Origin of the sequence: Pseudomonas sp. NFX98 (assembly GCF_047784845.1) — a bacterium.
Classification (GTDB): domain Bacteria; phylum Pseudomonadota; class Gammaproteobacteria; order Pseudomonadales; family Pseudomonadaceae; genus Aquipseudomonas.
Window position 1 is genome coordinate 39,973 of the sequence record NZ_JBLNNF010000006.1, and the last position, 24,391, is coordinate 64,363.

The 24,391-nt window shown below is 57.4% G+C and carries 20 protein-coding genes and 1 tRNA gene; 15 read left to right on the forward strand and 6 right to left on the reverse strand.

Features of this window, described 5'->3' with window-relative positions:
* The first annotated feature begins 6 nt into the window (after positions 1-6).
* The 5 genes from glpE to ACM110_RS09405 all read left to right on the forward strand — a co-directional run bounded on the left by glpE (position 7) and on the right by ACM110_RS09405 (position 6,814).
* A complete protein-coding gene (gene glpE / locus ACM110_RS09385) occupies positions 7-336 on the forward strand; it encodes a thiosulfate sulfurtransferase GlpE (RefSeq protein ID WP_416127547.1) in 330 nt (109 codons plus the stop codon).
* 297 nt (positions 337-633) lie between these two features.
* A complete protein-coding gene (locus ACM110_RS09390; protein WP_045059965.1) occupies positions 634-2,556 on the forward strand; it encodes a PrkA family serine protein kinase in 1,923 nt (640 codons plus the stop codon).
* 140 nt (positions 2,557-2,696) lie between these two features.
* Complete coding sequence (locus tag ACM110_RS09395) at positions 2,697-3,968, forward strand: YeaH/YhbH family protein (RefSeq protein ID WP_110754831.1); 1,272 nt, start codon at positions 2,697-2,699, stop codon at positions 3,966-3,968.
* Positions 3,965-5,527, forward strand: a complete 1,563-nt coding sequence (locus ACM110_RS09400) for a SpoVR family protein (protein WP_338583489.1) — start codon at positions 3,965-3,967, stop codon at positions 5,525-5,527. The genes ACM110_RS09395 and ACM110_RS09400 overlap by 4 nt, the downstream gene beginning before the upstream one ends.
* Before the next feature lie 63 nt (positions 5,528-5,590).
* Positions 5,591-6,814 carry a multifunctional CCA addition/repair protein gene (locus tag ACM110_RS09405; protein WP_416127548.1) on the forward strand — a complete coding sequence of 408 codons (1,224 nt, stop codon included), beginning with the start codon at positions 5,591-5,593 and terminating at the stop codon, positions 6,812-6,814.
* Positions 6,815-6,901: 87 nt separating this feature from the next.
* Here the strand turns inward: ACM110_RS09405 and folK are convergent, their stop codons facing one another.
* Positions 6,902-7,420, reverse strand: a complete 519-nt coding sequence (gene folK / locus ACM110_RS09410) for a 2-amino-4-hydroxy-6-hydroxymethyldihydropteridine diphosphokinase (RefSeq protein ID WP_416127549.1) — start codon at positions 7,418-7,420, stop codon at positions 6,902-6,904.
* Positions 7,411-7,767 (reverse strand): dihydroneopterin aldolase, encoded by a 357-nt coding sequence (gene folB / locus ACM110_RS09415; protein ID WP_416127550.1) that lies wholly within the window; start codon positions 7,765-7,767, stop codon positions 7,411-7,413. The genes folK and folB overlap by 10 nt, the downstream gene beginning before the upstream one ends.
* Positions 7,768-7,841: 74 nt before the next feature.
* Here folB and plsY point away from each other — a divergent pair, with 74 nt between their 5' ends.
* Positions 7,842-8,411 carry a glycerol-3-phosphate 1-O-acyltransferase PlsY gene (gene plsY / locus ACM110_RS09420; protein ID WP_416127551.1) on the forward strand — a complete coding sequence of 190 codons (570 nt, stop codon included), beginning with the start codon at positions 7,842-7,844 and terminating at the stop codon, positions 8,409-8,411.
* Positions 8,412-8,434: 23 nt separating this feature from the next.
* Here plsY and tsaD read toward each other — a convergent pair whose 3' ends face one another.
* Entirely contained in the window at positions 8,435-9,460 is a 1,026-nt protein-coding gene (gene tsaD / locus ACM110_RS09425) for a tRNA (adenosine(37)-N6)-threonylcarbamoyltransferase complex transferase subunit TsaD (protein ID WP_416127552.1), read from the reverse strand.
* 199 nt (positions 9,461-9,659) lie between these two features.
* Between tsaD and rpsU the strand changes: the two genes are divergently transcribed.
* From rpsU to ACM110_RS09465, 8 genes are all read left to right on the forward strand, one after another.
* Complete coding sequence (rpsU, locus tag ACM110_RS09430) at positions 9,660-9,875, forward strand: 30S ribosomal protein S21 (RefSeq protein ID WP_002551877.1); 216 nt, start codon at positions 9,660-9,662, stop codon at positions 9,873-9,875.
* A 480-nt stretch (positions 9,876-10,355) separates the two neighbouring features.
* Positions 10,356-12,326, forward strand: a complete 1,971-nt coding sequence (dnaG, locus tag ACM110_RS09435; RefSeq protein WP_338583500.1) for a DNA primase — start codon at positions 10,356-10,358, stop codon at positions 12,324-12,326.
* Between the two features lie 67 nt (positions 12,327-12,393).
* Complete coding sequence (gene rpoD / locus ACM110_RS09440; RefSeq protein WP_416127553.1) at positions 12,394-14,241, forward strand: RNA polymerase sigma factor RpoD; 1,848 nt, start codon at positions 12,394-12,396, stop codon at positions 14,239-14,241.
* A 124-nt stretch (positions 14,242-14,365) separates the two neighbouring features.
* A complete protein-coding gene (locus ACM110_RS09445) occupies positions 14,366-18,112 on the forward strand; it encodes a bifunctional diguanylate cyclase/phosphodiesterase (protein ID WP_416127554.1) in 3,747 nt (1,248 codons plus the stop codon).
* 15 nt (positions 18,113-18,127) lie between these two features.
* A tRNA-Ile gene (locus tag ACM110_RS09450) sits at positions 18,128-18,204 on the forward strand.
* Positions 18,205-18,309: 105 nt separating this feature from the next.
* A complete protein-coding gene (locus tag ACM110_RS09455; RefSeq protein ID WP_416127555.1) occupies positions 18,310-19,374 on the forward strand; it encodes a tyrosine-type recombinase/integrase in 1,065 nt (354 codons plus the stop codon).
* A 176-nt stretch (positions 19,375-19,550) separates the two neighbouring features.
* Positions 19,551-19,820 (forward strand): hypothetical protein, encoded by a 270-nt coding sequence (locus tag ACM110_RS09460; protein WP_416127556.1) that lies wholly within the window; start codon positions 19,551-19,553, stop codon positions 19,818-19,820.
* Between the two features lie 51 nt (positions 19,821-19,871).
* A complete protein-coding gene (locus ACM110_RS09465) occupies positions 19,872-21,197 on the forward strand; it encodes a replication protein (protein ID WP_416127557.1) in 1,326 nt (441 codons plus the stop codon).
* Positions 21,198-21,369: 172 nt separating this feature from the next.
* Here ACM110_RS09465 and ACM110_RS09470 read toward each other — a convergent pair whose 3' ends face one another.
* The 3 genes from ACM110_RS09470 to ACM110_RS09480 are packed head-to-tail and all read right to left on the reverse strand — an operon-like array spanning position 21,370 to position 23,079.
* On the reverse strand, positions 21,370-21,942 hold the full coding sequence (locus ACM110_RS09470) for a hypothetical protein (protein WP_416127558.1): 573 nt from the start codon (positions 21,940-21,942) through the stop codon (positions 21,370-21,372).
* A complete protein-coding gene (locus ACM110_RS09475) occupies positions 21,939-22,829 on the reverse strand; it encodes a site-specific integrase (protein ID WP_416127559.1) in 891 nt (296 codons plus the stop codon). Before ACM110_RS09475 ends, ACM110_RS09470 begins: the two co-directional genes overlap by 4 nt.
* A complete protein-coding gene (locus tag ACM110_RS09480) occupies positions 22,813-23,079 on the reverse strand; it encodes a hypothetical protein (protein WP_416127560.1) in 267 nt (88 codons plus the stop codon). The genes ACM110_RS09475 and ACM110_RS09480 overlap by 17 nt, the downstream gene beginning before the upstream one ends.
* Positions 23,080-23,999: 920 nt before the next feature.
* Here ACM110_RS09480 and ACM110_RS09485 point away from each other — a divergent pair.
* Complete coding sequence (locus ACM110_RS09485) at positions 24,000-24,371, forward strand: hypothetical protein (protein ID WP_416127561.1); 372 nt, start codon at positions 24,000-24,002, stop codon at positions 24,369-24,371.
* The last annotated feature ends 20 nt before the right edge of the window (positions 24,372-24,391 follow it).

Sequence of the window (24,391 nt, forward strand, 5' to 3'; positions counted from 1 at the left end):
CCCGCCATGAGCGAATTCAAACGTATTCCCCCGGAACAGGCCCATACCCTGCGCGAACAAGGCGCAGTGGTGGTCGATGTTCGTGATCCCGCCACTTTCGCCGCCCTGCACATCGCCGGTTCGAAGCATCTGGACAATCATTCCCTGCACGCTTTCATCCAGGGGGCCGACCTTGATGCACCGACCGTCGTGGTCTGCTACCACGGCAATTCCAGCCAGGGCGCTGCGGCCTACCTGATCAGCCAGGGCTTCTCCGACGTCTACAGCATGGATGGCGGTTTTGAGCTGTGGCGTGCGACGTATCCTTCAGAAACGGCGCAAGGCACCTCTGAATAATTTTTTTGTAACACGCCAGCCCCCGGCTCACGCGGGCTAGCGCGGTGGCAGACGAACGGTCTGCCACAACTAATTACGTATCTCGCCTTTACCTCCCGAATTCCCAACTATCCTTAAGCGCAGGCCATCCAAAACAGGGGAGAGCCGGTACACCGGCGCGCGGATCATCGGGAGTAGCTTTCGCAGTAGTCAGCTGCGAAAGGTTTCTGGGGGGTAAACAGCGACTGCCTGTTCGGTTGCTGCCAGCATCGACTGAATGATCCGGCGTCGGCTCCACGTATCGAGCGAGGTGACGTCATGAGTATCTTTAGCCACTTCCAACAACGTTTCGAGTCCACACGCCAGGAAGAACTCTCGCTGCAAGAGTATCTGGAACTGTGCAAACAGGACCGTAGCGCCTACGTTTCCGCCGCCGAGCGTCTGCTCCTGGCCATCGGTGAACCGGAGCTGCTCGACACCTCGACCAACTCGAGACTGTCGCGAATCTTCTCCAACAAGGTGATCCGCCGCTATCCGGCCTTTGAAGACTTCCACGGGATGGAAGAATGCATCGACCAGATCGTTTCGTATTTCCGCCATGCCGCTCAGGGCCTGGAAGAGAAGAAACAAATCCTCTATCTGCTCGGTCCCGTCGGTGGCGGTAAATCGTCCCTGGCCGAGAAGCTGAAACAGCTGATCGAGAAAGTCCCCTTCTACGCGATCAAGGGCTCGCCGGTATTCGAATCGCCTCTGGGTCTGTTCAACGCCACTGAAGATGGCGCGATCCTCGAGGAAGATTTCGGCATTCCGCGTCGCTACCTCAACACCATCATGTCGCCATGGGCCACCAAGCGCCTGGCCGAATTCGGCGGCGACATCAGCCAGTTCCGCGTGGTGAAACTGTACCCGTCGATCCTCAACCAGATCGCCGTGGCCAAAACCGAGCCGGGAGATGAAAACAACCAGGACATCTCGGCACTGGTGGGCAAGGTCGATATCCGCAAACTGGAAGAATTCCCGCAAAACGACGCCGACGCCTACAGCTATTCGGGCGCACTGTGCCGGGCCAACCAGGGCCTGATGGAATTCGTCGAAATGTTCAAGGCGCCGATCAAGGTGCTGCACCCATTGCTGACCGCCACCCAGGAAGGCAACTACAACAGTACCGAAGGCCTGGGCGCGATTCCGTTCACCGGGATCCTGCTGGCCCACTCCAACGAATCGGAATGGCACACCTTCCGCAACAACAAGAACAACGAAGCATTCATCGACCGGATCTACATCGTCAAAGTGCCGTACTGCCTGCGGGTCAGCGACGAAGTGAAGATCTACGACAAACTGCTGTTCAACAGCTCGCTGGCCAAGGCCCATTGCGCGCCCGACACCTTGAAGATGCTGGCGCAGTTCACTGTGCTTTCGCGCCTGAAGGAGCCGGAAAACTCCAACATCTATTCCAAGATGCGCGTGTATGACGGCGAGAACCTCAAGGACACCGATCCGAAGGCCAAGTCGATCCAGGAATACCGCGACAACGCCGGTGTCGACGAAGGCATGAATGGTCTGTCGACCCGCTTCGCCTTCAAGATCCTGTCGAAGGTCTTCAACTTCGATCCGCACGAAATCGCCGCCAACCCGGTGCATCTGCTCTACGTGCTGGAACAACAGATCGAACAGGAACAGTTCCAGGCCGAGACCCGCGAACGCTACCTGCGCTTCCTCAAGGAGTACCTGGCACCGCGTTATATCGAATTCATCGGCAAGGAAATCCAGACTGCCTACCTCGAGTCTTACAGCGAGTATGGCCAGAACATCTTCGATCGCTACGTGCTGTACGCCGACTTCTGGATCCAGGACCAGGAATATCGCGACCCGGAAACCGGCGAGATCCTCAACCGTGTGGCACTGAACGAAGAACTGGAGAAAATCGAAAAACCGGCCGGCATCAGCAATCCGAAGGATTTCCGCAACGAAATCGTCAACTTCGTACTGCGCGCCCGGGCCAACAACAACGGCAAGAACCCGACCTGGCTCAGCTACGAAAAACTGCGGGTGGTCATCGAGAAGAAAATGTTCTCCAACACCGAGGACCTGCTGCCGGTCATCAGCTTCAATGCCAAGGCCAGCAAAGAAGACCAGCAGAAACACAACGACTTCGTCACACGAATGGTCGAGCGGGGCTACACCGACAAACAGGTACGACTGCTGTCCGAGTGGTATCTGCGGGTCAGAAAATCACAGTGAGGCAGCGGCAAGCGGCAAGCTACAAGCCTCAAGCACACCGAGTGGGTGCTTGAGGCCCGTTTTTCCAGCCACCGCTTGCTTTGAAAGCTTTGAGCTTGCGGCTTGAAGCTTGTAACTGGAAGCTGCCCGGAGGGCTCCCTATGAGCTATGTGATCGACCGACGTCTCAATGGCAAGAACAAGAGCACGGTGAACCGTCAGCGGTTTCTGCGGCGTTACCGTGATCACATCAAGAAGGCTGTCGAAGAGGCGGTCAGTCGGCGCTCCATTACCGATATGGAGCACGGCGAGCAAATCAGCATTCCCGGCCGCGACATCGACGAGCCGGTGCTTCACCATGGTCGCGGTGGCAAACAGACAGTCGTGCACCCCGGCAACAAGGAATTCACCAGCGGCGAGCACATTGCCCGACCACCGGGAGGTGGCGGTGGTAGAGGGCCTGGCAAGGCCGGTAACTCGGGCGAAGGGATGGACGAGTTCGTCTTCCAGATCACCCAGGAAGAATTCCTCGAGTTCATGTTCGAGGACCTTGAACTGCCGAACCTGGTCAAGCGCAACCTGACCGGCACCGACACCTTCAAGACCGTGCGTGCCGGCATCAGCAACGAGGGCAACCCGTCGCGGATCAACATCATCCGCACTCTGCGTTCAGCCCATGCGCGACGAATCGCCCTGTCCGGCAGCAGCCGGGCGAAACTGCGCGAAGCCAAGGAAGAACTTCTGCGATTGAAGCAGGAAGAGCCAGATAACTTCGGCGATATACAGGACCTTGAAGCAGAAATCGAAAAACTCAGCGCGCGCATTCATCGCGTACCGTTTCTCGACACCTTCGACCTCAAATACAACCTGCTGATCAAGCAACCCAACCCCAGCTCGAAAGCGGTGATGTTCTGCTTGATGGACGTCTCCGGCTCCATGACCCAGGCGACCAAGGATATCGCCAAGCGCTTCTTTATCCTGCTGTACCTGTTTCTCAAGCGTAACTACGACAAGATCGACGTTGTGTTCATCCGTCACCACACCAGCGCCCGCGAAGTGGATGAGGAGGAGTTTTTCTACTCCCGTGAAACCGGCGGCACCATCGTCTCCAGCGCCCTGAAGCTGATGCAGGAGATCATGGCCGAGCGCTACCCGGCCAACGAATGGAACATCTACGCCGCCCAGGCTTCCGACGGCGACAACTGGAACGACGACTCGCCCATCTGCCGCGACATCCTGATCAACCAGATCATGCCGTTCGTGCAGTACTACACTTACGTTGAGATAACCCCACGCGAACATCAGGCCCTGTGGTTCGAGTACGAACGCATTGCCGAAGCCTTTTCTGACACTTTTGCCCAGCAACAACTGGTCTCGGCCGGGGATATCTATCCGGTCTTCCGTGAACTCTTCCAGCGCAGGTTAGTGACATGACCGCCAAAGAGCAGAAGCGCCAACCCATATCCACCGGCTCCGAATGGACGTTCGAGCTGATCCAGGCCTACGACCGCGAGATCAGCCGTATTGCGGCCGGTTACGCGCTCGATACCTACCCTAACCAGATCGAAGTGATCACCGCCGAACAGATGATGGACGCCTACGCCTCCGTCGGCATGCCGCTGGGTTACCACCACTGGTCCTACGGCAAACACTTCCTAAGCACCGAAAAATCCTACAGCCGTGGCCAAATGGGGCTGGCCTACGAGATCGTGATCAACTCCGACCCGTGCATCGCCTACCTGATGGAAGAAAACACCATCTGCATGCAGGCGCTGGTTGTGGCGCATGCCTGCTATGGCCATAACAGCTTTTTCAAAGGCAATTACCTGTTCCGCACGTGGACTGACGCCAGTTCGATCATCGATTACCTCGTATTCGCCAAGCAGTACATCATGCAGTGCGAAGAGCGCCACGGCATCGACGCGGTCGAGGACCTGCTCGATTCCTGCCATGCCCTGATGAACTACGGGGTCGACCGCTACAAACGCCCCTATCCGATTTCCGCCGAAGAAGAACGTCGCCGGCAAAAGGATCGCGAGGAACACCTGCAGAAACAGATCAACGACCTGTGGCGTACCATTCCAAAGGGCGCGGACAAGTACAGCGACAAGGACAACGCACGCTTCCCTGCCGAGCCGCAGGAAAACATCCTGTATTTCATCGAAAAACACGCGCCACTGCTGGAGCCGTGGCAACGGGAAATCGTGCGCATCGTGCGCAAGATCGCCCAGTATTTCTACCCGCAACGCCAGACCCAGGTGATGAACGAGGGCTGGGCCACGTTCTGGCACTACACCCTGATGAACGACTTGTACGACGAAGGCCTGGTCACCGACGGCTTCATGATGGAGTTCCTGACATCCCACACCAGCGTGGTATTCCAACCCGGCTTTGACAGCCCCTACTACAGCGGCATCAACCCGTATGCACTGGGTTTTGCCATGTACCGTGACATCCGGCGCATGTGCGAAGAGCCTACCGAAGAAGATCGCCGCTGGTTCCCGGACATTGCCGGAACCGACTGGCTGGCAGCCATCAAGTTCGCCATGAGCAGCTTCAAGGATGAGAGCTTCATCCTGCAGTACTTGTCACCGAAGGTGATCCGCGACCTCAAGCTGTTCAGCATTCTCGATGACGATCAAAAGGACGACCTGCTGGTCCCGGCGATTCACGACGAAGGTGGCTACCGGATCATCCGTGAAACCCTGGCCGCCCAGTACAACCTGGGCAACCGCGAACCCAACGTGCAGATCTACAGCATCGACCGTCGAGGCGACCGCTCGCTGACCCTGCGCCACCAGCAACACGACCGCAAACCGCTGGGAGAGTCCACCGAGGAAGTGCTCAAGCATCTGCATCGTCTCTGGGGCTTCGACATTCATCTGGAAACCCTGCAAGGGGATCAGGTGATGAAAACCCACCATGTGCCGCCCAGAAGCGAACACAGTGAAGGCGATTACGGCCGGCTGGACCTGGCCGTCATCCATCTTTGATTCTGTTTGTGCCTCCGAAAGCCCGACGCAACGGTTATCCTGTCGAGCTAACGGAGGTTTTTTATGCGGATTTATAAAGTTGGCGGTGCGGTGCGTGATCGCCTGCTGGGCATCCCGGTCACCGACGTCGATCGCGTCGTGGTCGGCGCCACTACCGAAGAGATGCTCGCCAAGGGATATCGCCCGGTAGGCGCGGATTTCCCGGTTTTCCTTCATCCAAAAACCGGTGAGGAATACGCCCTCGCCCGAACCGAACGCAAAAGCGGACGCGGTTATGGCGGGTTCACGTTCCACGCCAGCCCTGAAGTGACCCTCGAAGAAGACTTGATCCGCCGCGACCTGACGATCAATGCCATGGCCGAGGATGATCAACAGAACCTGACCGACCCCTACCACGGCCAGCGCGACCTTGAAGCCCGCATTCTTCGCCACGTATCCCCCGCGTTTGCCGAGGATCCACTCAGGGTTCTGCGCGTTGCGCGCTTTGCCGCACGCTATGCCGGGCTAGGTTTCACCGTTGCCCCCGAAACCCTGGAACTGATGCGTCAGCTCAGTGAGTCCGGCGAACTGGAAGCGTTGACGGCGGAGCGGAGCTGGAAAGAGATTTCCCGCGCCCTGATGGAAAACCAGCCTCAAGTATTCATTGAAGTGCTGCGTGCTTGCGGCGCACTAAAGGTGCTGATGCCAGAGGTCGATGCATTGTTCGGCGTACCGCAACCGGAGGCCCACCATCCGGAAATCGACACAGGCGTACATACCCTGAGCGTGCTGGAACAAGCCGCGCTGCACAAACAACCGCTGACCGTGCGCTGGGCCTGCCTGCTGCACGATCTCGGCAAAGGCCTGACACCGGAAGAAGAATGGCCCAGGCATATTGCCCACGAGTTCAAAGGACTGAAGTTGATCAAAGCGGTCAACGAACGTTTCAAGGCACCGAGGGATTGCCAGGAACTGGCGCTGTTGGTGGGCGAATATCACACGCACGGCCATCGTGCGCTGGAACTGAAGCCCTCGACCTTGCTGGAGTTGCTGCAAAGCTTCGACGTTTACCGTCGGCCGCAACGATTCGAAGAGTTCATCGCGGCGTGCGAGATGGACGCGCGCGGACGCAAAGGATTGGAAGAGCGAAGTTATCCACAGGCGGATTACTTGCGCGGAGCGGCAACTGCGGCTCGCAGTGTCGCGGTTCAGCCGTTGCTGGAGAAGGGATTCAAGGGGCCGGAGTTGGGTGAGGCGATCAAGCGTGAACGGCTTAAAGCGTTGAAGGCCTACAAAGAAAAAGGCTAAACAAGATCAAAAGATCGCAACCTTCGGCAGCTCCTACAGAACACATCAGTCCATGTAGGAGCTGCCGAAGGCTGCGATCTTTTCGCTTTAAAGTAAATCAGAGGGCGTCAGCTGCTTTCCGCGCCATTCGAATGCCACCGGCACCAACACCTGATCGATCTGCGCCTCACCCCACAGCGTCGCAAAGCTTTTGCCTACACCTGGGTGTACGCGATCCGGCGCAATCCACGACAACGGCCACAATACAAAGGCATTTTTCAGAATTTCCGCCCGTGGCAGGATCAATCCGTCGAAATTGCCCACCAGATCACCAAATAACAACACGTCGATGTCCAGCGGCAAACCCTTGCGGTCCGGTGCGTAGCGGCCATTGTCGGCCTCGATGAATTTCAGCCGGCGATCCAGCTCCATCAGCGGCAGATCGGTGTAGGCCGATACCACGAAATTGAAGAATGGCCCGCTCTTGATCCCCACCGGTTGGCTTTCGAAGACCGGCGAACAATGGATATCCACCAGGAAACCCGCCAAGGCATCCAGGCCCGCCTGCAAATGGGTTTCGCGCTCGATATTGCTACCGAGCCCGAGATACACCTGAGTCAGCGACATCCGCGCTCGATCTCCACACCCACGCCGCCGGTAGCGGCAGGAACTGCGCCTGGCTTGGTCAGCTTGAGACGCATCCAGGTGATCCTGAATTCGCTCATCAGCACTTCAACCAGACGCTCGGCGAAGGTTTCGACCAGCTGGAACTGCGCCTGCTCGGCAAAGGCCTGGATGCGCGACGAAACACTCGCGTAATCGAGGGCCAGGGTCAGGTCGTCACCGTCGGCTGCCGGACGATTGTCCCAGGCGAAACTCAGATCAAGACGCAAGCACTGTCGGATGCCTCGCTCCCAGTCGTAGGCACCGATCACGGTGTCGACTTCCAGGCCCTCGATAAACACTCTGTCCAAGCACTTTTCTCCGCTACACGACAAGGGCGCATTGCGCCGTTAGAATCAGGGCGTCCTCGCCCGGAATAGTTAGCATGTTTTGGTTATTGGCGATCCTCGCCTACCTGCTCGGCTCTCTGTCCTTCGCCATTTTGCTCAGCCGCCTGACCGGTAACCCCGATCCGCGAATGAGTGGCTCGGGCAATGCCGGTGCCACCAACATGTTGCGCCTGGCCGGCAAGAAACTCGCCGTCCTGACCTTGCTCGGCGATCTCTGCAAAGGCTTGTTGCCCGTACTGATCGCCGCTGTTGCGGGCCTTTCGCTGCAAGATCAGGCCTGGATCGGCGTCTGCGCCGTCATCGGTCACCTGTTCCCGCTGTACTTCCGCTTTCGCGGTGGCAAGGGTGTCGCCACCGCTGCCGGGATGTTGCTGGGCCTGTACCCGCCGGCAGCACTGTTGGCGGTTTGCGCCTGGTTACTGACGTTCTACCTGACCCGCACCAGTTCGCTCGCCGCCCTGATCGCCACACCGCTGACCCTGCCGCTGCTGGCCTGGCAAGAACCGGCAGCGCTGCTGCCCATGACCACGCTCACCGGGCTGATCGTCTGGCGCCACCGCGGCAATCTACGCGACCTGTTTGCCGGGCGCGAACGGCATTTTTAGATGCCCGACATGAACCCGACTCATCACAACGCCGACAGCTGCTCCATCGGCCAACGCGCCTGCACAGTGATCGCCAGGCTTTCCTGCTGACCCGCCTGCAAACGCTGGCAGCCGGCAAACGCAATCATCGCGCCGTTATCGGTGCAAAACTGCGGACGGGCATAAAAAACATCGCCCTTCATGTCGCCGAGCATTTTTTCCAGCGAAGTGCGCAAAGCCTTGTTGGCACTCACGCCGCCTGCAATCACCAGACGCTTCATGCCAGCCGCCTTGAGGGCACGCTTGCACTTGATGGTCAAAGTCTCCACCACGGCCTGCTGGAACGCCAGCGCGATGTCGCAACGGGCTTGCTCACCGTCGTCCCCGGCGCTGACGCACTGCTGCCAGGTATTCAGCGCGAAGGTTTTCAGGCCGCTGAAGCTGAAATCCAGGCCAGGGCGGTCGCACATCGGACGCGGGAAGGTGAAACGTCCCGCAACGCCCTGCTCTGCCATGCGCGCGATTTCCGGGCCGCCCGGATATTGCAGGCCCATCATCTTCGCGGTCTTGTCGAAGGCTTCGCCTGCAGCGTCGTCGAGTGTCTCGCCCAGCAGCGTGTACTGACCGATTCCATCGACCTGAACCAGCTGCGTATGCCCACCCGACACCAACAAAGCGACGAACGGAAATTCCGGCGGTTGCGACTCCAGCATCGGCGCCAGCAAGTGACCTTCCATGTGGTGCACGCCCAGCGCCGGAATGCCCCAGGCAAAGGCCAGCGCCTGAGCGCAGGAAGCACCCACCAGCAACGCCCCGACCAGGCCGGGACCCGCGGTGTAGGCGATCGCGTCGATCTCGGTCGGCACGCAGTCGGCTTCGGCCAACACCTGACGAATCAAGGGCAGCATGCGTTTGACGTGATCACGCGAGGCCAGCTCCGGCACCACGCCACCATAGGCACGGTGCAGGTCGATCTGACTGAACAGCGCGTCTGCCAGCAGGCCGCGTTCACTGTCATATAATGCGACACCAGTTTCGTCGCAGGAGGTTTCTAATCCCAGTACTAGCATGGGTTTGCGCCTTGTTTAGGCTGAATTCGAAGGCGCGCATAATAGTCGTCGCGTGATGCCCCGACCAGCGGTTTTCGATCAGAGGCTTTGCATTCCGTGCGATGAGGGGTTAACATCCGCAACCCTTAAAAACCGACGTCTTCAAGTGCTCTTTTGCCGCGAGGATGTTGACCCCGGTAATGAATGAAGGTAGCTCTGGATGCCAGCCGTCAAAGTAAAAGAGAACGAACCCTTCGACGTAGCTCTGCGTCGTTTCAAGCGCTCCTGCGAAAAAGCCGGTGTACTGGCTGAAGTTCGTAGCCGCGAATTTTACGAGAAGCCAACTTCTGAGCGTAAGCGCAAAGCAGCAGCCGCTGTTAAGCGTCACGCCAAGAAAGTTCAGCGCGAACAGCGCCGCGCCGTTCGTCTGTACTAATACACAGACGATCGTAGCAAGCTTCTGCCAAGCCCGGCTCTGAGCCGGGCTAATGGCATTTGCGTAAAACGCTTGATGCTTCACTGTCGAAGCCGCAGACGCGACCAAGACAAATCTGCTTCACCGCGTCAGACCTGGCTCTTTTGCCAGCGGTGCACGTCTTTTCTGACGAGCCTTTCAAGGCTACTGACGAGCACACCCACTGATTCCTCTCACGACGATCAGCCCAAGGCATCTCTTGCATGCCAAATGATGAGCTATCCGAGACCCTTGACGGGCCGCAGCCGGATTCAGCGCAACACTTTCAAATAGTCGAATACTGATTGGAATTAACGTCAGTGGATTTTCGGCAGATACACTTCCCGATAGCGATTACGCAGACGACACTGGTCGAGCCGCACAGCTTGCGCGCCTCAAATCATGACCCGCGTCCGGCCGCCCTTCGTTTCGGACCCTTTCAGCGCAGATGACGAGAACGCCATGGCCGGGCTAATTCCCCAGAGCTTCATTGACGACCTTCTGAACCGCACCGACATCGTCGATGTGGTCAGCTCGCGCCTGCAAATGAAAAAAGCCGGCAAGAACTACACCGCCTGCTGCCCGTTTCACAAAGAGAAAACCCCGTCCTTCAGCGTCAGCCCCGACAAACAGTTCTACTACTGCTTCGGCTGCGGCGCTGGCGGCAACGCCCTGGGCTTCATCATGGACCACGACAACCTGGATTTCGTCCAGGCTGTCGAAGACCTGGCCAAAGCGGCCGGCATGGAAGTCCCACGGGAAGAAGGCGGTCGCTCGCACAAACCGCGACAGCCGACCGATTCGCCGCTGTACCCGCTGCTCACGGCCGCCGCCGACTTTTATCGTCAGGCCCTCAAAAGCCATCCATCGCGCAAAGCCGCCGTGGATTACCTGAAGGGTCGCGGCCTGACCGGGGAAATCGCCCGGGACTTCGGCCTCGGCTTTGCACCACCCGGCTGGGATAACCTGTTCAAGCATTTGAGCAGCGACACCCTGCAACAAAAAGCCATGATCGATGCCGGCCTGCTGATCGAAAACGCCGAAACCGGCAAACGCTACGATCGCTTCCGCGACCGGGTGATGTTCCCGATCCGCGACAGCCGTGGGCGCATCATTGCGTTCGGCGGCCGGGTGCTGGGTGATGACAAGCCGAAATACCTGAACTCCCCGGAAACCCCGGTATTCCATAAAGGCCAGGAACTCTACGGCCTGTATGAAGCGCGCAAGAACAATCGCAATCTTGACGAAATCATCGTCGTCGAAGGCTACATGGACGTCATCGCCCTTGCCCAGCAAGGCTTGCGCAATGCCGTCGCGACCCTGGGCACCGCCACCAGCGAAGAACACTTGAAGCGACTGTTTCGTGTCGTGCCCAGCGTTCTGTTTTGCTTCGACGGCGACCAGGCTGGTCGCAATGCCGCCTGGCGAGCCTTGGAAGCAACGTTATCGAGCCTGCAAGACGGTCGCCGTGCACGCTTCCTGTTCCTGCCCGAAGGCGAGGATCCGGACACTTTGGTCCGCTCCGAAGGCACTGACGCCTTCCGCGCGCGCATCAACCAGCACGCCCAGCCACTGGCGGATTATTTCTTCCAGCAACTGACCGAAGAAGCCGATCCACGCTCGCTCGAGGGCAAGGCCCACATGGCCACCCTCGCCGCACCGTTGATCGACAAAATCCCCGGCGCCAACCTGCGCATCCTGATGCGCCAGCGACTGACGGAAATCACGGGTTTGAGTGGTGAAGCGGTCAGCCAACTAGCGCACAGCGCGCCGCAAGACGCACCGCCGGTGTATGACCCCGGGATGGATTACGACGCCATGCCGGACTACTCCGACTTCCATCAACCTCAAGAGGCCTACGCGCCCCAGCAGGAATGGACGCCGAAGAAACCCGGTGCCGGCGGAAAGAAATGGGACAAGAAGCCATGGAGCAAAAACGGCAAGCGCGGTGACCGCGACGAAGCCTATGCCCCACGCACGCCAGTAGCGGTAGAAGCGCCAACGCTTATCGCATTGCGCACGCTTATCCACCACCCGCAATTGGCTGGCAAGGTTGAGAGTGCGGAACATTTTGCCAACGAGAGCAACACGTACGCTCAGGTACTAATCGCCCTGATCGAGGCGGTGCAGAAAAATCCTAAGCTAAACTCTATTCAGTTGATGGCCCGTTGGCACGGCACAGAGCAAGGACGTCTGTTGAAAGCACTTGCAGAAAAGGAATGGCTAATTGACGGCGACAACCTTGAACAGCAGTTTTTAGACACCATTACTAGGTTATCTGCGGGTCAACATACGCAGACCCTCGACGAACTCATCAAAAAAGCAAGGCAGCCGGGATTGTCGGCTGATGAGCAAATACAGATAGCGAAACAGATGCGCGACCTTCTAAAACAGAATGTTTCCGCATCAAACCCGACCTCAACTGGCGCGTGAGGTCATAGCTCAGGTATAATCCTCGGCTTGTTTTTTGCCCGCCAAGACCTTCAGTGGATAGGGTGTTATGTCCGGAAAAGCGCAACAGCAGTCTCGTATTATTGAGTTGATCAAACTGGGTCGTGAGCAGAAGTATCTGACTTACGCCGAGGTCAACGACCACCTGCCTGAGGATATTTCAGATCCAGAGCAGGTGGAAGACATCATCCGCATGATTAATGACATGGGGATTCCCGTACACGAGAGTGCTCCGGATGCGGACGCCCTTATGCTGGCCGACGCCGATACCGACGAGGCCGCTGCGGAAGAAGCAGCCGCCGCGTTGGCAGCGGTCGAGACCGACATTGGCCGCACCACCGACCCAGTGCGCATGTACATGCGCGAAATGGGTACGGTAGAGCTCCTCACACGTGAAGGCGAAATCGAAATCGCCAAACGTATTGAAGAGGGCATCCGTGAAGTGATGAGCGCAATCGCGCACTTCCCTGGCACGGTTGACCACATTCTCTCCGAGTACACTCGCGTCACCACCGAAGGTGGTCGCCTGTCCGACGTCCTGAGCGGTTATATCGACCCGGACGACGGCATTGCGCCGCCTGCGGCAGAAGTGCCACCGCCGATCGACCCGAAGGCCGCAAAAGCGGATGACGACACCGACGACGATGAAGCCGAAGCCTCGGATGACGAAGAAGAAGCCGAAAGCGGTCCAGACCCGATCATCGCTGCGCAGCGTTTTGGCGCCGTGTCCGATCAGATGGAAATCACCCGTAAGGCGCTAAAAAAGCACGGTCGCAGCAACAAGGCAGCTATCGCTGAATTGTTGGCCTTGGCCGAGCTGTTCATGCCGATCAAACTGGTGCCGAAGCAATTCGAAGGCCTGGTCGAGCGTGTTCGCAGTGCCCTGGACCGTCTGCGTCAGCAAGAGCGTGCAATCATGCAGCTCTGCGTCCGTGATGCGCGCATGCCGCGTGCCGACTTCCTGCGCCAGTTCCCGGGCAATGAAGTCGACGAAAGCTGGTCCGACGCACTGGCCAAAGGCAAAAGCAAATACGCTGAAGCCATTGGTCGCGTTCAGCCGGACATCATTCGTTGCCAGCAGAAGCTGACCGCGCTGGAGACCGAAACCGGTCTGACCATCGCCGAGATCAAGGACATCAACCGTCGCATGTCGATCGGTGAGGCCAAGGCCCGCCGCGCGAAGAAAGAGATGGTTGAAGCGAACTTGCGTTTGGTGATCTCCATCGCCAAGAAGTACACCAACCGTGGCCTGCAATTCCTCGATCTGATCCAGGAAGGCAACATCGGTTTGATGAAAGCGGTAGACAAGTTTGAATACCGCCGCGGCTACAAATTCTCGACTTATGCCACCTGGTGGATCCGTCAGGCGATCACTCGCTCGATCGCCGACCAGGCCCGCACCATCCGTATTCCGGTGCACATGATCGAGACGATCAACAAGCTCAACCGTATTTCCCGCCAGATGTTGCAGGAAATGGGTCGCGAACCGACCCCGGAAGAGCTGGGCGAACGCATGGAAATGCCTGAGGACAAGATCCGCAAGGTATTGAAGATCGCTAAAGAGCCGATCTCCATGGAAACCCCGATCGGTGATGACGAAGACTCCCATCTGGGTGACTTCATCGAAGACTCGACCATGCAGTCGCCAATCGATGTCGCCACCGTTGAGAGCCTTAAAGAAGCGACTCGCGAAGTGCTGTCCGGCCTCACTGCCCGTGAAGCCAAGGTACTGCGCATGCGCTTCGGTATCGACATGAATACCGACCACACCCTCGAAGAGGTTGGTAAGCAGTTCGACGTGACCCGTGAACGGATTCGTCAGATCGAAGCCAAGGCGCTGCGCAAGCTGCGCCACCCGACGAGAAGCGAGCATCTGCGCTCCTTCCTCGACGAGTGATACCAGAACCCCCGGCCCAGGCCGGGGGTTTTGTTTTATGGCAGATTAATATCTCCGCACGCCCCCCTCCGCTCCATAGCCCGTCTACACTCGAAACATTCCCCAGAGCCATAACGAGACCGTTATGCCCAGACTGCCGACCGTGCTTTTTTTGCTGTCGCTCATGACCTGGACCGCAACGGCTGGCGCGCTGACTCTAACCGACGAAGAACGTAGCTGGCTTGCGGCCCACCCGGACTTGCGCCTGGGTGTCGATGCGTCCTGGCCGCCCTTTGAGTTTCGCGACGATCAAGGGCGTTACCAGGGCCTTGCGGCAGACTATATCGACCTGATTCGCCAACGGTTGGCCGTCAAACTGACGCCCATCGAACCGGTCAGCTGGACGGTTGTGCTCGAACAGGCCAAACAAGGCAAGCTCGACTTGCTGCCGGGCATCATGTCGACCCCGGAGCGTCAGGCTTTCCTGTCGTTCACCCGACCCTATCTGGACTTCCCGATTGTCATCCTCGCGCACGTCGGCGGTCCTCAGCCGCGCAAAATCCAGGACCTGTACGGTCTGAAAATCGCCGTGGTGGAAAACTATGCACCCCACGAGCTGTTACGCACGCACCACCCTGACTTGAATCTGGTGGCCATGCCCAACGTCAGCTCGGCTTTGCAGGCACTGGCGACCGATGAAGTGGACGCCGTGGTCGGTGATCTCGCTTCCAGCGTTTGGAGCCTGCGCCAGCTTAAGCTCGACGGGCTTTATGTCAGCGGCGAAACACCCTATCGCTATCAACTGGCCATGGGCGTGCCGCGGGACAACAAGGTGCTGGTTGGCATCCTGGACAAAGTCCTGGCGGACATGTCCCCGGCCGAAATCAGCGCCATTCAGGAACATTGGGTCGGCAACGTCCTCGATCATCGAACATTCTGGTCCGACCTGCTGGTCTATGGCCTGCCGGGACTACTGCTGTTGATTGCGGTGCTGGTGGCGGTGATCCGGATCAACCGCCGCTTGAGTTCGGAAATTGCCCGCCGCGTTGATCTGGAGCAGGAACTGCGCAGCAGCGAGTATCACTACCGCGGGCTGGTTGAGAGCCTGTCGGCCATCGCCTGGGAAGCGCGGATGAGCGACTTCACCTACAGCTATGTGTCGCCCCACGCTGAAGACCTGCTCGGTTATCCCCTGTCCCACTGGCTGATTCCGGGCTTCTGGCGCAACATCATTCACCCCGCCGACCTCATTCGCGCGCAGAGTTTTTGCGATCACGAAGTGCTGGCCGGGCGCGATCACAGCCTCGATTACCGGGTGATCACCGCCGACGGGCGCTGCTTGTGGGTGCGCGACATCGTCAGCCTGATCGAACACGGCCATGAACCGGTGATGCGCGGGCTGATGATCGACATCAGTGAGGCCAAGCGCACCGAAGAAGCGCTGCGCCTGTCGGAACAGAAGTTTGCCTCGGTGTTCCAGCAATGCCCGGACATTCTGGTCATCGCGCGCCTCTCCGACGGTTGCCTGCTGGAAGTGAACGAAGCGTTCGAAGAACAGATCGGCCTGCGTGCCGAAGACGTCATCGGCCAGACCGCCACCGACCTCAATATCTGGGGCATTCCCGGTGTGGGGCCGGGCTTGTTGCAGCGCTTGCAGGCCGGCAGCATCCGCAACCTGGAGATGCCCTTTCGCCGCAGCAATGGCCAGGTGTTTACCGGCCTGATCTCGGCGGAACCGTTCGACCTCGATACCACTCCGGCACTGGTGGTGGTCGTGCGCGACATCACCCAGCTCAAGGAAACCCAACAGCAACTGCAAACCTCCGAAGAGAAATTCGCCAAGGCCTTCCACGCCTCGCCGGACGGCTTGTTGCTGTCCCGACAGAGCGATGGCTTGCTGCTTGAGGTCAACGAGGGGTTCAGCCGCATCACCGGCTTCAACAGCGCAATGTCGGTGGATCGCTCGGCGCTGGATCTGGGAATCTGGGTCAATCTCAACGAACGCAAACAGATGCTCGATCTGTTGCACCGCGACGGTTTCGTCCGCGACTTCAGTTGCCATATCCGCCGCAGCGACGGGCAGATCCGCCTCTGCGAGGTGTCCAGTCGTCCACTGCCGATTGGCGACGAAGACTGCATGCTGACCATCGCCCGGGACATCACCGAGCGCCACCTGATGCAGGAAAAACTGCAACAGGCCGCTACCGTATTCGAGAGCACCGCCGAAGGCGTGCTGATCACCGATACCCAGCAGCACATCAGCGCGGTCAACCGTGCGTTCACGGAAATCACCGGCTACAGCGAAAGCGAAGCGCTGGGCCACACCCCGCGCCTGCTCGCCTCAGGCCTGCATGACAGCGCGTTTTACGCCGCGATGTGGCACCAATTGACCGCCGAAGGTCACTGGCAAGGCGAGATTTCCAACCGGCGCAAGAATGGCGAACTTTATCCGAGCTGGCTGACCATCAGCGCTGTGCGCAACCGCGACAAATTCATCACTCACTTTGTGGCGGTGTTCGCCGACATTTCCAGCCTCAAGCACGCCCAGGCCAAACTCGATTACCAGGCGCACCACGATCCACTGACCGGCCTGCCCAACCGCACGCTGTTCGAAAGCCGCTTGCTGACCGCGCTCAACACCCAGAAAGAAAACGGTGGCCAGGGCGCGGTACTGTTCCTCGACCTCGACCGTTTCAAACACATCAACGACAGCCTCGGCCATCCGGTCGGCGACCTGCTGCTCAAGGGCATTGCCGTGCGTCTCAAGGAACAGCTGCGCGACATCGACACCGTCGCGCGTCTGGGCGGCGACGAGTTCATCATTCTGCTGCCAGGCCTTCAGCAACCCAGCGATGCCGACAACATCGCGACCAAGCTGCTCAATTGCTTTACCGCGCCGTTCCAGGCCGGTGAGCACGAGTTCTTCATCAGTTCCAGTATCGGCACCAGCCTTTATCCACAGGACGGCTGCGACGTCGCCACCCTGATCAAGAACGCCGACGCGGCGATGTACCGTTCCAAGGCCAAGGGCCGTAACCGGGTCGAAAGCTACACCCGTGACCTCACCGCCCAAGCCAGCGAACGCGTGGCGCTGGAACATGAGCTGCGCCGCGCCATCGAGCGCAACGAACTGCACCTCTACTACCAGCCGAAAATCAGCCTCGACGACTATCGCCTGGTGGGCGCCGAAGCGCTGATTCGCTGGCGTCACCCGACCTTTGGCGACGTGCCACCGGAACACTTCATTTCCCTGGCCGAAGAAAACGGCATGATCCTGCAGATCGGCGACTGGGTACTGGAAACCGCCTGCCGGCAAATGCACGAATGGAGCAAAACCTACGAGGGCCTTGGCCCGCTGTCGGTCAACCTCGCCGGCGCGCAGTTGCGCCAACCGAACCTGCTCGGGCGCATCGAACAGTTGCTCAAGGACTACCGCCTCAAACCCGATTTCCTGCAACTGGAAATCACCGAAAACTTCATCATGAGCCAGGCCGAAGAAGCCTTGAGCGTGCTGCATCAGCTCAAGCACCTGGGCGTGCAACTGGCGATCGACGACTTCGGCACCGGCTACTCGTCATTGAGCTACCTCAAGCGCCTGCCGCTGGACATTCTCAAGATCGATCAGTCCTTCGTCCGCGGCCTGCCCGATGACCCGCACGACGTCGCCATCGTGCGCGCCATCATCGCCCTTGGCCGCAGCATGCAATTCACCGTGATTGCCGAAGGCGTCGAAACCCAGGCGCAGCAACAATTCCTGGCCTATGAGGGCTGCGAGCAGATCCAGGGCTACATCGTCAGCCTGCCCCTACCCCCGGACGAATTCGCCGCGACGTTTCTTCGTACAACCGTAATGGATTTTTCGGATAGCACAGCCGCGAAACCGTCGCTATAATCCGCGACCTACTGAGGGCCTATAGCTCAGTTGGTTAGAGCAGAGGACTCATAATCCTTTGGTCCACGGTTCAAGTCCGTGTGGGCCCACCATATGAATCAAGGCCTGCAGCTCAGCTGCAGGTTTTGACGCCCCAATCAGATGTTCCCGAGGTACAGTTTCGGTACAGTCCGTACCGATCTTCCCTCGGAGAACGTATGGCAACTCTCGTAAAAACCCCCTCAGGAACATGGAAAGCGGTCATTCGCAAAAATGGCTGGCCGACGGCTTCCAAAACCTTCCGCACCAAACGTGATGCTGAAGATTGGTCGCGACGCACCGAAGATGAAATGGTCAGGGGCGTCTACATACAACGCAGTGGTTCCGAACGAATGACGCTAGAGGCTGCCCTAAAGCGCTATCTGAGCGATGTCACTCCAACGAAGAAACCCACCACCCAGCGCGGCGAAATCAGCAAAGCCAAAAAGCTCATCGAGCATTTAGGAAAATACTCGCTCGCCGCTTTGTCCGCTGAAATCATCGCTGGCTATCGTGATAAACGCCTCGGTGAGTCCGGCCATAAGGGAAAAATCAGTAACAACACAGTCCGCCTTGAGCTAGCGCTACTCAGCCATCTATTCACAGTTGCAATCCAAGAATGGGGTGTGGGCCTTACATTCAACCCCGTGCTCAACATTCGTAAGCCAAGCCCTGGTGAAGGAAGAGATCGGAGACTGTCATCCGATGAGGAGACCCGACTGATCAATGCGGTGAATTCTCATAGCAATCCAATGCTGGGATGGATCGTTCGCATAGCTCTGGAAACCGGCATGAGGGCTTCTGAGATTTCAGGCTTACGGCGACACCAAGTCGATTTAGAGAAGCGCGTGTTGAGGCTCAAGAATACGAAAAATGACTCATCGCGAAATGTGCCTCTGAACCGATTCGCTACCGAAGCCATTAAGTCAGCGATGAACAACCCCATTCGACCTATAGATTGCGATTTGGTCTTTTTCGGCGAGCCTGGTCGAGACAAAAAACGCCGCCCATATGCATTCACTAAAATTTGGGGAGCCCTGAAAGCGAAATTAAGAATGCGGGACTTCCGCTTTCATGACCTACGGCACGAAGCTGTAAGTCGGCTAGTTGAAGCGGGGCTGTCCGACCAGGAGGTGTCTGCGATCAGCGGCCATAAGTCGATGCAGATGCTCAAGCGGTATACCCATCTTCGCGCAGAGGATTTGGTTGAACGCCTCGATAGCCTACATCGAAGTCGAGGCTAAAGAAGTTTGTGCATGTACAAGTTTATCTTTCCCAAACGACGTGAGTCCGCACTGTAAAAAGTGCGGATTGAGGTACGGAGTTTAGGTGGGCTAAGAGAATTTTAGGGATCAGGGAAAAAAGGACCGTTTTTGGGGGGGCTTTTTGAACTATTGAGACATCAGCCCGAGATATCTCAATGAAGCAGTTCAATCAGCCACCAACCCCTGAGCAGAAAGAGTCGGTAGGAAAAATGGAGCGGGAGTTGACCGAGCGGTTCGGTCCACTCCTTACCGCCGTTCACCTTGCTGAGGTACTTCACCGAAGCGAACAAGGCCTGAGGTGGAGCCTGACCCAACCTGGTGAATTCGCCGACACGATCAACACCACGCGCATCAAGATTGGCCGCCGCAACTATTACCGAGCTGCAGACCTCGCTCTTTTACTCACCGGCGAGGTGACTGCATGAGATCACATATCTGGAGGCCTAAAAAATACGACATAGCGTGAGCCGCGTCGTATGGCCTGCCAACTGGATTTGTTCTGCTCTCGCACCGAAGCAGAACTATTTCATGATCACCAGCAAAGTGGCTTTTTCTCTCTACTGGTGCAGCTTCCAGAGAGGAAGTGCCAGTCGTCTCACTTATTGAGAGACCTACCGAGGGTATTGGACATGATATCCCCCAACCGTGATACCTGGATAAGCCAAGCCGAATTCACACGCCCAAATCGTCGTGTAGTCAATCTGCTCCGCATCGGACTACTGTTTGCCGATTTAGACACCTACCGCATGTCATGGGCTGCTGGCAGGACACCAGAGGAGCTGGCGTCCTCAGTGCTATACCATTGCCTGCAGGAGGGCATACCCGCGCCGTCAATTCTGATCTATAGCGGCCGGGGCATTCAGGCAAAATGGTTGCTTGACGTCGCATTGCCACGTCAAGCTTTGCCACGATGGAACGCATGCCAGAGATATTTAGTTGATCGCTTGACGATGATTGGGGCTGATCCAGCCGCAAAGGATGCCAGTCGCGTGCTGCGCCTCGTCGACACAATCAACAGCAAGAGTGGCGAAATTTGCCGTGTCGTTCACGTTGAAAATGGACACGACAGTACCCCTATTCGATACAACTTTGAGTACCTAGCTGAAACCCTGTTGCCGGCCGCACGATGGGAGATTGAGCAGCAACACAGAGCCCGTGCCGATCGCAGGCAACTTAAGTTAATTCCTGGCACTAAGACCGACAATCTAAGGGGATTCAACGGTCGACAACTTGCGTGGGATCGCCTGGAAGATTTGCGCAAACTGTCTGAGCTACGCGGTGGAGTTCCAGAAGGCGAACGTATGAAGCATTTGTTCTGGCGCCTGAATTTTTTAATGCTGTCAGGTGCCACGCACAGCGGCCAGATGTACCACGAAGCATCCGCCCTCGCCGCCGAGGTAGCGCCGGGCTGGAATTACCGTAGCAGGGAGCTCATGACGCTGTACGCGAAGGCCAAACAGTTCGAAGCCGGGGAGCGAGTGGAATTTGGAGGTAAAGAGTTTCCTCCGCTATACACGCCAAGAAATAACACCATGATCAGTCTGTTCCAGATCACAGATTTGGAACAGAGGGCGCTACGTACGTTAATCAGTGGGGAAACTGCAGCAAAGCGACATGCGGAGCGCGAGAGGATGCGGAGGCGGGCCGCGGGAGCTGTCGACCGAGCAACATATCTGGAGGCTGCAAGCAACAAGCAAATACAGGCCCAATCCCTAAAAAGAAAAGGCTTGAGTGTCCGGGCCATTGCATTGCAAATGGAGGTCTCCGCTATGGCTGTTTCGAGATACCTCAAGCCTCATTGACAAGGTGTACCAGGTCCGTGCGTATTACTAATGGCGAAGCCCTGTTTTTGAACATGGTTCGAAAAAGAGTTTGCGGCCGGCTTTCAAGTCGGCCTGCATCTTCCACATTTTGACTTTGCTGACCGACTTACGAGCCCTACTCAGGCTGCCACTCCAACTCTAGGGATCGGGGTTAAAAAAACTTGGATGGATTGTGGGGGCTACCGCCCCCGCTCTTATTTGTATGGCCCTTGCGCCTCCCAACTGCGCCGCTTGCGTTATGAAGTTTGCTTTCTGCTCGGTTGGCTCTGTCGCGTTCGTTGTCGAGCTGCTGCTGCACATCTTGGTTGTGTGCGAGCCATGCGGCCCGCTCTGCATCCAAGGCGTCTTCACGCTGCTGAATTTCCTGCCCCCGCCTAGTTAGCCGCATTTCACGCTCCGCAAACTCTGTGCGAGCCAGCCGTCGAGCATCCATCTTCGCTTGAATCGCATCATCCAGGTGCTGCTGCAATAACCTTCCACGCGTGCGCTCCCAAAGACCTATTTGTAAAAGTTCAAAAAGTACAAAGCCTATCGCGGTGCCAGCGAGGAAAATCGGCCAGCAGTAAGGCAATAGCGCCCAACCACTCACTACAAGCTGCCATGACTGACCATTTTGAATCGCCCAACCGCTCCGACTAAGTAGCGTTTCGAGGTAGTCACAGCCAACCCAGATGACGCCTCCAACAAGGGTCGGAACCATCCAATCGAATCGATCAAAGATCATCGGAGATAAACCTCTGTGATTTGTGGCCTGAAATGGCCCAGCTCTTGTGAAACGATTTCAAGTGCTTCGGGCCGGCTCAATCCCGAACGTTGGAGTTCACCCATTCGCTCCTGGGCATAACTGTGGCGCAGTCCATGCGCACCAGTTGACCAGCCAAGGACACGAGCCGAAGCCGCGCTGTAGCTACTCGACCAAGGTTGCCCGCCGGCCAGGTTGTAGGACTGCTGATAGTGGATGCCTCGGTCTATAACTAAACGAGCTACATCGAAGCGCAAGGCCTCCAACTGATCCGCCAATCGCTTGGGGATAACGACGTGACGAACAAGCCCGCCTTTGCCATGGACCGTGTAGAGCTCTCCCTGGCGACCAAGGAATTTCTCGCTACGAGTCGGTCTAGAATCGGGAGCACGCTCGTCGGCACGACGCAGCGTTAACAGTTCGTGCGCACGGAGGCCAGCGGCATATGCCAACTCAGTGGACAAAGCATTTCGCTCCTGCTGCGCCTGGGACACAAGGTCAACCTGATCGCGGGTATAGGCGCGAGATCTCAACGCCTCCTCCAGCTCAGACTTCACTACTCGGAGGGTCTGCCCCTCAGATAAGTGGCCAGTGACATGTTGAAACATGGCCTGAATGGCCTGACGCTCCATGTTGAGAGCACTCTGCCCTACTTGCTGAGCTCGCTGCTCAAGATAGTGCAGTGCTTGCTCGGGTGTCAGCCCGCGCAGACCAACAGGTATGCGCGCACCCTGAACCCATTCAGCGACGCGAGTTAGCGCTGATTGGTAATTTCTTGCAGTGCCGACAGAACTGATCACGTTGTCCCGCCCCTGCATTTTTTTAATGACAGAGGCAGACTGTTTTTTTGGGCTAGCGAATTTGGCCAATGCTCGGCTCTCCCACGCTCTGCCGATTTAACCAACGAGCTACCGTGGCATGCACCACAATGACGCGACGCTCACGCAACCAACGCTGGAGTTCTGCGATGGAAGCGCCGGCCTGACGCAATTGCAAAAGCTCACCGGTAAAGCGATCCAAGCGCGATCGCCGATAGGTAGTTTTGCGCCGCGCGCGCGTTACTGCTCGAAGTCTCTCAACCTCTTCGCGCGGGTCAAATAATTTGTCGTGCTCTGCCATGCCCTGATCTCCTGTATGCGATCAAGAAATGCTGGCAAAGCCGGGAATGGGCTGCAATCGATTGGGATGTCAAAACTGGGTTGTGCATGCGCATATGCGTGAAACTTGTAAGAACATCTGGCCAACTGATGTTGGTCTCAGCGGCTCCACCAAGAAGGTTTCACCTGTTCGCCCCCGTTAGCGCTATGCGCTGGCTCGGACTGATCTCGCCAGTGACCATTTTTCGAGTGGCCTCCCGTTGCATTTTTGACAAGTCTGCGTGACTGGCCCCACCTACTTTATTGCAGCCGGTGGAGTGGCTGTGCGTTGAGAATGAGCTCAGCGCGCCTCGTTTTTTACATGGACGGTGCCACGAACTGATTTACGTCAGTTAGCGTTGGAGAGGCCACACGATAACGCCGCATACGCGGAGGCGCTATCTGCGTTTGCAGATGTGCACGAGACATACGCGCTTGATTTTGTGCACACAGGTCGCGGAGAGTTCGTATCCCCGCTATGTGCGAGCCCACGCAGTGGGCCTGACATAGCGGGGGTACGAGCAACATACAACCTTCAGGATAAACGTGACCGCTTACGCATAGAATTCGCACAAATGCGGCATGTCATACGATGGTGACGAGGGTTTCGCCCAATAACGAGCCAATCCCGAAAATAAGTATTCCCCATTCATATGTAGGGTAATGAGTGAGCAACCAACACAAGGGCTCATAAAAAGCGCCTTGCCTCATCCCATAGCGATTGAAAATGACTGACGCATGTACTGCGGTGTGCCAGCCTCAAGGACCAACATCAACTACAGCATCAGCCATCTCTGCGGACGGCCACCTGCGCCGAAGAATCCTACATATAGCGTAAGCGGTAACGCAATGATAAAAACTGTTGTAGCCTGCCACCTCAAATCATGACTGATGTGGCCAACAATGAAGACAAAGCAAACTCCCCCCGAGCGCAGCGCCGTCTCGATTCGTCAGCAACGCTATCGCCAACAGATGGAAGAGGCGGGCTTTCGGCGGGCAACGCTTTGGCTGCACCAAAACAGCAAGCAGCAAGGCTTTGAGCGTGGCCTTCGCGGCGAGAGTTTTTCCCCTGTGCCGGAAGGACTTGATCAACTCAGTTACTGCACTGGGTGGCTCCTTGGTGCCGGGGAGCAGCAGATGCCGATATTTTGTACATGCTGCCAGAATCAGCTTGGCCATGGAGTCGCTCGCGACTACTACGATCTTTTCACCATGCGACCGTATGAGTTGAGCTGCGATGAGTGCGTTCCACTGATCAAGGCGGAAAAAAAATAGGCTTGTGACACACCTGGACC